The sequence below is a fragment of the Micromonospora sp. CNB394 genome, assembly GCF_000374985.1.
GTDB lineage: Bacteria > Actinomycetota > Actinomycetes > Mycobacteriales > Micromonosporaceae > Micromonospora > Micromonospora marina.
This window is the reverse complement of the sequence record NZ_KB895828.1, coordinates 104,647-115,996: the sequence shown is the minus strand read 5'-3', so window position 1 is coordinate 115,996 and position 11,350 is coordinate 104,647. Positions and strand designations below refer to the sequence as shown.

Below are 11,350 nucleotides of genomic sequence, written 5' to 3'. Positions count from 1 at the left end.
AGCGGAGTCCCGCAGTCGCGAATGGAAGCTGGCTCTGATGAGCGCGAGGAACGCAGCGAAGCGGAGTCCCGCAGTCGCGAATGGAAGCTGGCTCTGATGAAGGTGCTGCCCACACTTCTGTTGATCCTGGCCGGTCTGCTGGTCGGCGGGACGTGGTCGCTGCTCAAGCAGGGCGCCCCCCGCGCCGCTGTGGTGATCATCGGCCTGCTGGCGGTGCTGGCCACCGTCGCCGGGGTGCTCTGGCTGCTGCCGGGAGAGAGCTGATGGCACGGGTGGTGGTGCTCGACTACGGTTCGGGCAACCTGCGCTCGGCCGAGCGCGCGGTGGCGCGGGCCGGTGCCGACGTGACTGTCACCGACGACCTGGCCGCCGCCGCGTCGGCCGACGGCCTGGTGGTGCCGGGCGTGGGCGCGTTCGCCGCCTGCATGGCCGGGGTCGAGGCGCTGGGCGCCGGGCCGGTCATCGCCGACCGGGTCGCCGCCGGCCGCCCGGTGCTGGGCATCTGCGTCGGCATGCAGATCCTCTTCGGGCACGGCGAGGAGCACGGCGTGGTCACCAAGGGGCTCGGGCTGCTGCCCGGCGGCGTGACCCGGCTGCCCGCGCGGCGGCTGCCGCACATGGGCTGGAACACCGTGCGGCCGCCGGCCGGCTCGACGCTGTTCGCCGACCTGCCCGAGGGCACCCGGTTCTACTTCGTCCACTCCTATGCGGTGACCGACCCGGCGGCGCTGGCCGGGGCGGGTGCCACGGTGACCACAGCGCACCACGGCGCGGACTTCGTCGCCGCGGTCGAGCGGGGGCCACTGTCGGCCGCGCAGTTCCACCCGGAGAAGTCCGCCGACGCCGGTGCCGCGCTGCTGCGCAACTGGCTCGGCACGCTGTGAGCGGGCCGCTGGCCGGCACGCGGGCGTCCGCGTGAGCAAGGAGCGGGCCCGCCGCCGCGCGGAGCGCGAGGCCGAGCAGGAACGGGCGCGCGCCGCCCGCGCCCGCCGGGTGGCGCGCCGGGAACGACGTCGTTGGCTGGTACGCCGGCTCACGCCGTCGCCGCGGCGCGGCCGTACCGGCCGGTTGCGCCGGCACACCCGCCGCGAGCGGGCGACGATCCTGGTGCTCACCGCCGTGGCGGTGGTCGCCATCTGGAGTCTGGTGGACGACCTCGCGCTGCGGCTGGTGCTGGTCGTGTTGTTGTTGCTGGTCCTGCCCGCGATCGTGGTGATCGCGCTGGACCGTCGTTGAGGATCCGAGGAGAGAAGCGTTGAGCCTCACCCTGTTGCCCGCCGTGGACGTCGCCGACGGCCAGGCCGTCCGGCTCGTGCAGGGCGCCGCCGGTAGCGAGACCGCGTACGGCGATCCGCTGGACGCGGCGCTGGCCTGGCAGTCCGACGGCGCGGAGTGGATCCACCTGGTCGACCTGGACGCCGCGTTCGGGCGGGGCTCCAACGCCGCGCTGCTCGCCGAGGTGGTCGGCAAGCTGGACGTGAAGGTGGAGCTGTCCGGGGGCATCCGCGACGACGAGTCGCTGCGGGCGGCGCTCGGCACCGGGGCGGCCCGGGTCAACATCGGCACCGCCGCGCTGGAGGATCCGCAGTGGTGCGACCGGATCTGCGGCGAGTACGGCGACCGGGTGGCGATCGGGCTGGACGTGCGCGGCCGTACCCTGTCGGCACGTGGCTGGACCCGCGACGGCGGCGACCTCTACGAGGTGCTGGCCCGGCTCGACGCCGCGGGCGCGGCGCGGTACGTGGTCACCGACATCACCAAGGACGGCACCATGCGCGGGCCCAACCTGGACCTGCTGCGTGAGGTGTGCGCCCGGACCGACGCCCCGGTGATCGCCTCCGGTGGCGTGTCCACGCTGGACGACCTGCGGGCGCTGGCCACGCTGGAGCCGGTGGGGGTGGAGGGCGTGATCGCCGGCAAGGCGCTCTACGCGGGCGCGTTCACGGTCGCCGAGGCGCTGGCGACGCTGCGGGCCGGCGCGTGACGGCCGAGCCGGCCGGGACGCCGGTGGACGCCGGGGTGGTGACCCGGCTCGGTTCGGGTGGTCCGTGGGAGGCGCTGTACGGCTACTCGCGGGTGGTCCGGGCCGGTTCGCTGGCGATCACGGCCGGCTGCACGTCCACGGTGGACGGCCGGGTGGCGCACGCCGGTGACGCGGCGGCGCAGACCGCGCAGGCGATCCGGATCGGCCTGGACGCGCTGGCGGAGGTCGGCGCCGGGCCGGCCGACGTGGTGCGGACGCGGATGTACGTGACGGACCGGATCTACGCCGACGAGGTGGGCCGGGCGCACAACGCGGTGTTCGGTCCGGTGCGCCCGGTCGCCACGATGGTGGTGGTGGCCGGGCTGATCGACCCGGATCTCCTGGTCGAGGTCGAGCTGGAGGCGTACCTGCCGGACCGCTGAGCGGTGGCCGTGGTGGTCGGCGTCGCGCCGTTCCGCGGCCCGATGAGTTGTGCACAACTTGATTGCGCGCTACGGTTCAGGGCGTGACCGAGGATCTGGTACTGGGCCGGCAGGTGTGCTTCGCGCTCTACGCGGCGTCGCGCGCCCTGACCGACGTCTACCGGCCCATCCTCGACGAGCACGGCCTGACCTACCCGCAGTACCTGGTGCTGCTGGTGCTCTGGGAGCACGACGACGACGCCCTCACGGTCTCCGCGCTCGGCGCTGCGCTCCGGCTCGACTCCGGCACGCTGTCCCCGCTGCTCAAGCGGCTGGAGGCGGCCGGTCTGGTGGTGCGTACCCGCTCGGCGGCGGATGAGCGCCGGGTCGAGGTGGGCCTCACCGGCCGGGGCCGGGCGCTGCGGGAGCGGATGGGCGACGTGCCGCGCCGGGTGGGTTCCGCCACCGGGCTCACCGAGGCCGAACTGGTCTTCCTCCACGGCATTCTCACCCGGGTCACCGAGACGATCCACCGACACAAGGAGCAGTGACATGCAGGTGCTCTACACCGCCTCCGCCCGCGCCATCGGCGACGGCCGGGACGGTCACGTCCGGACCTCCGACGGCACGGTCGAGCTGGACCTCGCCGTACCGAAGGAGATGGGTGGCGCCGGCGGCGCGGCCAACCCCGAGCAGCTCTTCGCGGCCGGCTACGCGGCCTGCTTCCACTCCGCGCTGCGCGTGGTGGCCCGCCAGGCCAAGGCGGACGTCTCCGGCTCCGTCGTGGAGGCCGAGGTGGGCATCGGCCCGAACGGCAGCGGCGGCTACGGCCTGGCCGTGACGCTCGTGGTGGACCTGCCCGCGGTCGAGCGCGCAGCCGCCGAGCAGCTCGTCGACGCGGCCCACCAGGTCTGCCCCTACTCCAACGCGACCCGCGGCAACGTCGAGGTCACGCGCACGGTCCGTGAGGCCCGATGAGCGGGATGAACCGGGAGATCCACCTGGCGTCCCGGCCGGAGGGCTGGCCCACGCCGGAGAACTTCCGGCTGGTCACCACCGAGGTGCCGACGCCGGGCCCGGGACAGGTGGTGGTCCGCAACCGGTTCATGTCCGTCGACCCGTACATGCGCGGGCGGATGAACGACGTCAAGTCGTACGTGCCGCCGTTCGCGCTCGACGCCCCGCTGGACGGCGGCGCGATCGGTGAGGTGGTGGCCGGCGAGGCCGGGGGCGTCAAGCCCGGCGACACGGTGCTGCACGGGCTCGGCTGGCGCGAGTACGCGCTGGTGGACGCCAAGGGCGTGCGTACCGTCGATCCCGGCCTGGCGCCGGTCACCGCGTACCTGGGCGTGCTCGGCATGACCGGGCTGACCGCGTACGCCGGTCTGCTCGACGTGGCGGCGATGAAGCCGGGGGAGACCGTGTTCGTCTCCGGCGGGGCCGGCGCGGTGGGCAGCATGGTCGGCCAGATCGCGAAGCTGCGCGGCGCCGGCCGGGTGATCGGCAGCGCCGGCTCGGCGGCGAAGGTGGAACGGCTCACCGCGCTCGGCTTCGACGCCGCCTTCGACTACCACGACGGCCCGGTGTACAAGCAGCTCAAGGCAGCCGCCCCGGACGGCGTCGACGTGTACTTCGACAACGTCGGCGGCGACCACCTGGAGGCCGCGATCGGGGCGATGAACCTGCACGGCCGGGCCGCGATCTGCGGCATGATCTCGCAGTACAACGCCACCGAGCCGCAGGCCGCGCCGCGCAACCTGGCGCTGGTGATCGGCAAGCGGCTGACGCTGCGCGGGTTCCTCGTCGGTGACCACGGTCACCTGCGGGAACAGTTCGTGCAGGAGATGGCGGGCTGGCTGCGCGAGGGCCGGCTCTCGTACGACGAGACGATCGTCGACGGCATCGAGCAGGCCCCCGAGGCGTTCCTCGGCCTGCTGCGCGGCGAGAACCTCGGCAAGATGCTGGTCCGTCTCTGACCGGCGCGAACGCACTCCACCGCGGGCGGTGGTGACCGGCCTCACCGGCGGGTCACCACCGCCCGCGCGTTCGTTAGGCTCGGGGCATGACGGTGGCGGTACGGGTCATCCCGTGTCTGGACGTGGACGCCGGGCGTGTGGTCAAGGGGGTCAACTTCGTCGACCTGCGTGACGCCGGTGACCCGGTGGAGCTGGCGGCGGCGTACGACCGGGCCGGGGCGGACGAGCTGACCTTCCTCGACGTCACCGCCTCGTCCAGCGATCGGGGCACGATGCTCGACGTGGTGCGGCGCACCGCCGAGTCGGTCTTCATCCCGCTCACCGTGGGCGGCGGCGTCCGCCGGGTCGCCGACGTCGACACGCTGCTGCGCGCCGGGGCGGACAAGGTCGGCGTGAACACCGCGGCCATCGCCCGGCCGGAGCTGATCGCCGAGATCGCCGACCGGTTCGGCCGGCAGGTCCTGGTGCTCTCGCTGGACGTGCGCCGCACCCCGGACGGCACGACACCGAGCGGGTTCGAGGTGACCACGCACGGGGGCCGGCGGGGCACCGGCCTGGACGCGGTCGAATGGGCGGCGCGCGGCGCCGAGCTGGGCGCGGGTGAGATCCTGCTCAACTCGATGGACGCCGACGGCACCAAGGCCGGGTTCGACCTGCCGCTGATCCAGGCGGTCCGCGAGGTCGTCGACGTGCCGGTGATCGCCAGCGGCGGCGCGGGCGCGGTGGCCCACTTCCCGCCGGCCGTCGGGGCCGGGGCGGACGCGGTGCTCGCGGCGAGCGTCTTCCACTTCGGGGAACTCAGCGTCGGCGAGGTCAAGGACGTGCTGCGCGGCGCCGGGCACCCGGTGCGCTGAGGCGGGCTGTCACTACCGCCCGGAGTGCCCCTCGGGGGAGCGGCGCGGCATCGGGATCGACCGGACCACGTACTCCTGCACGGCGGCGGCGTGGTCGTCCTCGCCGAGGTGCCACTCGGACTCGGCCGGCGGGTGCCGCCGGGTCAGCACGCCCTGCACCGTGTCCACAGTGGTGCCGAGACCGGCGCTGGGCCGGGTGCGCCAGAGCCGTTCACCGTCCGGGGTGACCCGGAACCAGCCGTCGGCGACGCTGACCAGGCCCGCGCCGACGAGCCGCCGGACCGCACCCTCCACCTCGTGCCGCTCCGGGATGGCCTGGTTGAGGTGGTCGGCGGTGGAGAGGACGTCGGTCAGCCGGACGCCTTCGGGGCGGCGTGTCGCGGCGGCCCGCCGGTGCCGGCCGGCGCCACTGGCGATGACCAACGCGACGAAGATCCAGGCGTCGCTCCAGCGCCATTCGTTCTCCCCCATGTAGGAATGATGCCCGGCCGCGACGGCGGAGGAAACACCTGGTTTCCCGGTTGTGTGTCGTCGCAGCTCAGCGCGTCGCGGTCCGGGCCGGACCGTGGCGGTCGGCCCAGCCGCGGTCACGTTGCGTACGCACCGGCCGCCGGTCGTGCGGGCAGCGCGAAGACCGGGATGAAGAACTGGGCCAGCGGGCCGATGGTCAGCGCGTAGGCCACCGTGCCGAGGCCGACGGTGCCGCCGAGCAGCCAGCCGAGCGCCAGCACGGTGATCTCGATGATCGTGCGGACCAGCCGGACGGAGAACCGGGGGTGGCGGGCGACGAAGCCGGTCATCAGCCCGTCGCGCGGGCCGGGGCCGAGCCCGGCACCGAGGTAGAGGCCGGTGGCGGCGCCGTTGGCGACGATCCCGGCGACGAGCAGTGCGACGCGCGCCGGCATGCCCTCGCCGGGCGGCAGCACGGTCAGTGTGGCGTCGACGACCAGTCCGATCACCACGACGTTGCTGACCGTGCCGAGGCCGGGCCGCTGCCGCAGCGGGATCCAGAGCAGCAGCACGAGGGCGCCGACGGCGATGGTGACGGTGCCGAAGGACAGGCCGGTCTGCCGGGCGAGCCCCTGGTGGAACACGTCCCACGGGTCCAGGCCCAGCTCCGACCGGATCATCAGCGCCATGCTCACGCCGTAGAGGACCAGTCCGGCGTAGAGCTGGGTGAGCCGTCGCACCGGCCGGTGCCGGAGATTGCCAAGCTGTGCCATGCATGCCACCCTAGAGGCCAATCGCTGGCCTCAAGGGCGCCAATTTTGGAGGTGTGGCCATGACCAGCCAGGTGCGCGGCGTCCAATTGGCGCGACTCCTCGGCCAGTGGCACGCCCTGCCGGGCCGCCGGCGCAGCCCCGACTACGCCGCGCTCGCCGGCGCCGTCCGCGGGTTGCTCGCCGACGGACGGCTGCCCCTCGGGGTACGCCTGCCGGCCGAGCGGGAGCTGGCCGAGGCGCTGCGGATCAGCCGGACCACTGTCACCGCCGCCTACCGGGAACTGCGGGAGAGTAGCCACCTGGCCAGCCGCCGGGGCGCGGGTAGCTGGACCATGCTGCCCGGCGGGCACCGGGTGGCGAGCACCGGGCTGTGGACGCCGCTCGACGACCGCGACATGATCGATCTTGGCGTGGCCGCGCTGTCCGCGCCCCCGCAGCTCGTCCCGGCCGCCCGGGCCGCGGCCGAGGACCTGCCCCGCTACCTCGGCGGTGCCGGCTACCACCCGACCGGCATCATCGAGCTGCGCGAGGCGGTGGCCCGCGCCTACACCGAACGCGGTCTGCCCACCAGCCCGGAGCAGATCATGGTCACCAGCGGCACCCAGCACGCGCTGGACCTGGTGCTGCGGCTGGCCCTGTCGCCCGGCGGCGGGGTGCTCGTCGAGTCGCCCACCTACCCCAACGCGCTGGCCGCGCTGTCCGCCCGGCGGGCCCGGATCGCCACGCACGGCCTGTCCGACGACGGCTGGGACGCCGAACTCCTGCTCGGCAGCCTCCGGCAGACCCGGCCGAAGCTCGCGTACGTGATCCCCGAGTTCCAGAACCCCACCGGCCACCTGATGGCCGCCGACCTGCGCGAGCGGCTGGTCGGCGCGGCCCACGCGGCCGGCACCGACCTGGTGGTCGACGAGTCCTTCGTCGACCTGCCGCTGGACGACACCACGCTGCCGCCGCCGGTGGCCGTCTTCGACAGGCACTCCCGGGTGATCAGCATCGGCGGCATGAGCAAGCCCTACTGGGGCGGGCTGCGCATCGGCTGGGTGCGCGCCTCCGCACCCCAGGTGCAGCGGCTGGCCGCGGCCCGGGTCGGGGTGGACATGGCCAGCCCGGTGCTCGACCAGCTCGTCGCCGTGCACCTGCTCACCGAGGGGCCGGCCATCGTGACCGACCGCCGGGCCCAGCTCGTCACCCAGCGCGACGCCCTGGTCGCGGCGCTCGCCGACCGGCTGCCCGACTGGCGGGTACGGGTACCGAGCGGCGGCGTCACACTCTGGGCCGAGCTGGACGGCCCGATCTCCAGCGCGCTGGCCCGGGCGGCCGAGGAGGTCGGCGTGCGGCTGGCGCCCGGACCCCGGTTCGGCCTGGACGGTACGCTGGAACGCTTCCTGCGACTGCCCTTCACCCTGCCCGCCGCCGAACTGGTGGAGGCGGTCGGGCGCCTCGCGGCGGTCCGCTACGACCTGGACCGGACCAACCGCCCGCAGTGGCCCGAGCCGACCGTCATCGCCTGAACCGGCCCGATCCGGTGGTGCGAGGCCCGAACCCCGGCACCGGCCGGACCGGCACCCGCACACTGCCCGGATGGGGAACGGGGTCCGATGGTCGTGGACGGTGCGGCGCGGCGCGCCGGGTTCCCGCACCACCCGGCTGGAGCTCTTCTACGACCTGGTCTTCGTCTTCGCGTTCCTGAGCGTCACCACGCTCACCGCCTCGGAGCTCACCCCGGCCAACCTGTACCGCTTCCTGCTGGTGCTGGCGCTGCTCTGGTGGTCGTGGACCGGCTTCGCCCGGATGGGCAACGTGTTCCGCGCCGACCAGGGGATGCTGCCGCTGGTCGGCGTCGTCACCGTGGGGGCGACGTTCCTGCTCGTGCTCAGTACGCCCAGCGCGTTCGCCAACCGCGGTGGCTGGCTGCCCGGGCCGCTCCTCTTCGCCGGGTGCTACTTCGTGATCCGGACCGCCCAGCTGGCCGTCTTCGCCTGGGCCGACCGCGCCGACCCGGCCCGGCGCCGGGGACTGCGGACACGCCTCGCGGCTCCGACCGTGGCCACGGTGCTGCTGATCGTCGCCGGTACCCTGCCCGCGCGGCTGCCGCAGGAGCGGCTCGCGGTGGCGTTGCAACTGGCGCTCTGGACGCTGGCGCTGATCGTCGAGTACGCCGCCGGGATGATCCTGGGCAGGCAGTGGTGGGTGGTGCTCTCGGCCGGGCACTGGGCGGAACGGCATGCGCTGATCGTGCTCGTCGCGCTCGGCGAGTCGCTCATCGCGCTCGGACTGGGCCCGAGGCGCGGACTGCCGCTCACCGGCCCGGTGGTGATCGCCGCGCTGCTCGGTGTGGTGATCGTGGCGACGCTGTGGTGGGCGTACTTCGACACTCTGGCGTTCGCGTCGGAGCAGGCCCTGCACCACGCCCGGGACCCGGCCGCGCGGCTGCGGCTGGCCCGCACCGTCTACACGTTCCTGCACCTGCCGATAATCGCCGGGATCATCCTGTTCGCCCTCGGTCTCAAAGATCTGCTGACGGAGGCCACGTCGCCGACGACGCCCGCCTGGGGTCCGCCGCTGGGGACGTTCTGGGCCGGGATCCTGTTCGGTGGCGTCGGGCTCCATCTGCTCAGCCTCGCCGCGTGCTGGTGGCTGGTGGAACGCCGGGTGCGGACGCCGCTGCTGGTGACGGTGCTGGTGCTCGTCGCCGCCGTCCCGGCCGTCGCCCGCCTCCACGAGCTGATCGCGCTCGTCGTGCTGACGGCGATCACCGGTGCCGGCATCGCCTGGGAGACCCGTGGCGAGGACGGGTGGCGGCGCCGGGTACGCGCGCTCGCGCTGGAGGAGCAGGTCGCCGCCGAGGCCGAGCAGAGCCACTGGCGGCAGCGGCATCTGTGACCGCGCCGACGCGACCGGCCGTGCCCCGGGACGGTGGGGCACGGCCGGCGCGACCGTTCCGGCGGTGCGGGCTACAGCTCGGCCAGCGTGCCCTCGTACATCTTGTCGATCTCGGAGGCGAAGTTCGTCTCCACGCTGCGGCGCTTGATCTTCAACGACGGCGTGACCTCGCCGTCCTCGATCGTGAGGTCGCGGGGGAGGATCGCCACCTTCTTGATCGTCTCCCAGCGACTGAGCTTGGTGTTCAGCTCGGCCACGTACCCCTCGACCATCTCCCGCGCCTGCGGCGAGGTGACGATCGTGGTGTAGTCGCTGCCCTCCAGCGGGGTGCCGGCGGCCCAGCCCTTGATCGCGTCCGGGTCCAGCGTCACGAGCATGGTGCAGTAGTTGCGCGCCTGCCCGATCACCACCGCCTGCGAGGTGTACGGGCAGACAGCCTTGAACATGCCCTCGATGTGCGACGGCGCGACGTACTTGCCGCCGGACGTCTTGACCAGGTCCTTCTTCCGGTCGGTGATGCGCAGGTAGCCGTCGGCGTCGAGGGTGCCGATGTCACCGGTGCGGAAGAAGCCGTCCTCGGTGAACGCGGCGGCGGTCTCCTCGGGCAGGTTGTGGTAGCCGCGCATGACCGGCTTGCCGCGCAGCAGGACCTCGCCGTCGGTGTCGATCCGGCACTCCAGGTCGCCCATGGCGCGGCCCACGCTGCCGATCTTCAGGCCGTCGGGCGGGTTCACGAACGCGCCCGCGCTGGTCTCGGTCAACCCGTAGCCCTCGGAGATGGGCAGGTTGGCGGCGGCGAAGAAGGTGGCGATCTCTTTGCTCAGCGGCGCCGCGCCGGAGACCAGCACCCGCATCCGGCCGCCGAGCCGGGCCTGGAGCTTGCTGAACACGAGCTTCTCGGCCAGCGCGTACTTCATCCGCAGGCCGGCCGGGACCGGCTTGCCGGCCTGCTCCAGGGCGACCTTCTCCTTGCCGACCGCGACTCCCCAGGCGAAGATCTTGGCCTTGGCGCCACCCGCGCCCTGGGCGGTGGTGACCGCCTTGTTGTAGACCTTCTCGAAGACCCGGGGCGCGCCGCACATGAGCGTCGGCTGCACCACGCCCAGCAGGTCGACGAGCTTGTCCACCCGGCCGTCGACGTACGTGGGCAGGCCGACGTGGGTGGCGCCGCAGAGCAGCGTCTTGCCGAACGAGTGCGACAGCGGCAGCCACAGGTACTGCAGGTCGTCGACGCGCAGCAGGCCCAGCTCGGCCTGCGCCACGCCCTCCCAGCACCACCCGCCGTGCAGCAGCTCCACGCCCTTGGGCCGGCCGGTGGTGCCCGAGGTGTAGATCAGCGTGGCCAGGTGGTCCGGGCCGATGCCGGCGACGAGCATGTCGATCAGGTCCGGCTCGGCGCTCAGCGCGGCGGCGCCGCGCTCCTCCAGCTCGGCCAGGGTGAGCTGCGGGACGGTCGCCGCCGGGTCGGGCGTGCCGTCGAAGAGCACCACGTGGGTCAGCGCGGGCAGGTCCGCCCCGGCGATCTTCGCCGCCTGGGCCGGGTTCTCCGCGAACAGCACCTTCGAGCCGGAGTCGGCGATGATGTAGACCGCGTCCTCGGGTTCGGTGGTGGGGTAGACGGTGGTGGTGGCCCCACCGGCGCACATGATGCCGAAGTCGGCGAGCACCCAGTCCAGGCGTGTGTTGGCCAGGATCGCCACCGGGTTCTCCAGGCCGACACCGAGCCCGTGCAGCCCGGCGGCGATCGCCTTGGCGCGCTGCCCGACCTGCTCCCACGTCAGCCAGACCGGGCCCGAGTCGTCGGGTGCGGGGTGGGCGAAGGCGTGCCGGTCAGGGAATTCCGCCACGCGCTTGAGAAACATGTCCGGTACGGAACGGTATGGTACATCGAGAGCCATCGCGGTAGCCGCCTTCAGGGGTGGAGGGACGTGACGGGGGTCACGCCGGTCTGCGGTTACCGAAGGGTATTGCCTGCACCCGGCCAGCGGCTAGTCCCGATCGGCCGAGTCGCCACCGGTCCCGCCTGCTG

Annotated in this window: 14 protein-coding genes; 11 read left to right on the top strand and 3 right to left on the bottom strand. The window is 73.5% G+C overall.

All coding sequences use genetic code 11. The features are described from left to right. Positions 1–96 precede the first annotated feature (96 nt). From C569_RS33630 to hisF, 9 genes are all read left to right on the top strand, one after another. Positions 97–264 carry a hypothetical protein gene (locus C569_RS33630; RefSeq protein WP_018785238.1) on the top strand — a complete coding sequence of 56 codons (168 nt, stop codon included), beginning with the start codon at positions 97–99 and terminating at the stop codon, positions 262–264. Further along, on the top strand, positions 264–884 hold the full coding sequence (gene hisH / locus C569_RS0107810; RefSeq protein ID WP_018785237.1) for an imidazole glycerol phosphate synthase subunit HisH: 621 nt from the start codon (positions 264–266) through the stop codon (positions 882–884). Before C569_RS33630 ends, hisH begins: the two co-directional genes overlap by 1 nt. Positions 885–915: 31 nt before the next feature. Then, entirely contained in the window at positions 916–1,236 is a 321-nt protein-coding gene (locus C569_RS0107805; protein ID WP_018785236.1) for a hypothetical protein, read from the top strand. Positions 1,237–1,255: 19 nt separating this feature from the next. Then, positions 1,256–1,984, top strand: coding sequence for a bifunctional 1-(5-phosphoribosyl)-5-((5-phosphoribosylamino)methylideneamino)imidazole-4-carboxamide isomerase/phosphoribosylanthranilate isomerase PriA (gene priA, locus C569_RS0107800; RefSeq protein ID WP_018785235.1), 729 nt, complete (start codon positions 1,256–1,258; stop codon positions 1,982–1,984). Further along, the gene (locus tag C569_RS0107795) at positions 1,981–2,406 is read left to right on the top strand and encodes a RidA family protein (RefSeq protein WP_018785234.1); all 426 of its coding nucleotides are present in this window, start codon (positions 1,981–1,983) and stop codon (positions 2,404–2,406) included. Before priA ends, C569_RS0107795 begins: the two co-directional genes overlap by 4 nt. A gap of 83 nt (positions 2,407–2,489) precedes the next feature. Continuing rightward, on the top strand, positions 2,490–2,936 hold the full coding sequence (locus C569_RS0107790; RefSeq protein ID WP_018785233.1) for a MarR family winged helix-turn-helix transcriptional regulator: 447 nt from the start codon (positions 2,490–2,492) through the stop codon (positions 2,934–2,936). A 1-nt stretch (position 2,937) separates the two neighbouring features. Beyond that, positions 2,938–3,363: an organic hydroperoxide resistance protein gene (locus C569_RS0107785; protein ID WP_018785232.1), complete on the top strand. Its 426-nt coding sequence runs from the start codon at positions 2,938–2,940 to the stop codon at positions 3,361–3,363. Next, positions 3,360–4,361, top strand: a complete 1,002-nt coding sequence (locus C569_RS0107780) for an NADP-dependent oxidoreductase (protein WP_026267840.1) — start codon at positions 3,360–3,362, stop codon at positions 4,359–4,361. The genes C569_RS0107785 and C569_RS0107780 overlap by 4 nt, the downstream gene beginning before the upstream one ends. Before the next feature lie 86 nt (positions 4,362–4,447). After that, positions 4,448–5,215, top strand: a complete 768-nt coding sequence (gene hisF / locus C569_RS0107775) for an imidazole glycerol phosphate synthase subunit HisF (protein ID WP_018785230.1) — start codon at positions 4,448–4,450, stop codon at positions 5,213–5,215. Between the two features lie 12 nt (positions 5,216–5,227). Here hisF and C569_RS0107770 read toward each other — a convergent pair whose 3' ends face one another. Together C569_RS0107770 and C569_RS0107765 are read right to left on the bottom strand one after the other, a co-directional pair. Next, positions 5,228–5,686, bottom strand: a complete 459-nt coding sequence (locus tag C569_RS0107770) for a hypothetical protein (protein ID WP_018785229.1) — start codon at positions 5,684–5,686, stop codon at positions 5,228–5,230. Positions 5,687–5,802: 116 nt separating this feature from the next. Then, positions 5,803–6,438 (bottom strand): YitT family protein, encoded by a 636-nt coding sequence (locus tag C569_RS0107765; RefSeq protein WP_018785228.1) that lies wholly within the window; start codon positions 6,436–6,438, stop codon positions 5,803–5,805. A gap of 59 nt (positions 6,439–6,497) precedes the next feature. Between C569_RS0107765 and C569_RS0107760 the strand changes: the two genes are divergently transcribed. Both C569_RS0107760 and C569_RS0107755 read left to right on the top strand, forming a co-directional pair. After that, on the top strand, positions 6,498–7,949 hold the full coding sequence (locus tag C569_RS0107760) for a PLP-dependent aminotransferase family protein (RefSeq protein WP_018785227.1): 1,452 nt from the start codon (positions 6,498–6,500) through the stop codon (positions 7,947–7,949). A gap of 70 nt (positions 7,950–8,019) precedes the next feature. Next, on the top strand, positions 8,020–9,321 hold the full coding sequence (locus C569_RS0107755; RefSeq protein WP_026267839.1) for a low temperature requirement protein A: 1,302 nt from the start codon (positions 8,020–8,022) through the stop codon (positions 9,319–9,321). A gap of 71 nt (positions 9,322–9,392) precedes the next feature. Here C569_RS0107755 and C569_RS0107750 read toward each other — a convergent pair whose 3' ends face one another. Beyond that, a complete protein-coding gene (locus C569_RS0107750; protein ID WP_026267838.1) occupies positions 9,393–11,219 on the bottom strand; it encodes a long-chain fatty acid--CoA ligase in 1,827 nt (608 codons plus the stop codon). Positions 11,220–11,350: the final 131 nt, after the last annotated feature.

What these genes read in the sequence shown, in the direction of transcription:
- C569_RS33630 (WP_018785238.1), top strand. Translation starts at nt 97, where the DNA reads ATGAAGGTGCTGCCCACACTTCTGTTGATCCTGGCCGGTCTGCTGGTC.
- hisH (WP_018785237.1), top strand. Translation starts at nt 264, where the DNA reads ATGGCACGGGTGGTGGTGCTCGACTACGGTTCGGGCAACCTGCGCTCG.
- C569_RS0107785 (WP_018785232.1), top strand. Translation starts at nt 2,938, where the DNA reads ATGCAGGTGCTCTACACCGCCTCCGCCCGCGCCATCGGCGACGGCCGG.
- C569_RS0107780 (WP_026267840.1), top strand. Translation starts at nt 3,360, where the DNA reads ATGAGCGGGATGAACCGGGAGATCCACCTGGCGTCCCGGCCGGAGGGC.
- hisF (WP_018785230.1), top strand. Translation starts at nt 4,448, where the DNA reads ATGACGGTGGCGGTACGGGTCATCCCGTGTCTGGACGTGGACGCCGGG.
- C569_RS0107770 (WP_018785229.1), bottom strand. Translation starts at nt 5,686, where the DNA reads ATGGGGGAGAACGAATGGCGCTGGAGCGACGCCTGGATCTTCGTCGCG.
- C569_RS0107765 (WP_018785228.1), bottom strand. Translation starts at nt 6,438, where the DNA reads ATGGCACAGCTTGGCAATCTCCGGCACCGGCCGGTGCGACGGCTCACC.
- C569_RS0107760 (WP_018785227.1), top strand. Translation starts at nt 6,498, where the DNA reads ATGACCAGCCAGGTGCGCGGCGTCCAATTGGCGCGACTCCTCGGCCAG.
- C569_RS0107755 (WP_026267839.1), top strand. Translation starts at nt 8,020, where the DNA reads ATGGGGAACGGGGTCCGATGGTCGTGGACGGTGCGGCGCGGCGCGCCG.
- C569_RS0107750 (WP_026267838.1), bottom strand. Translation starts at nt 11,219, where the DNA reads ATGGCTCTCGATGTACCATACCGTTCCGTACCGGACATGTTTCTCAAG.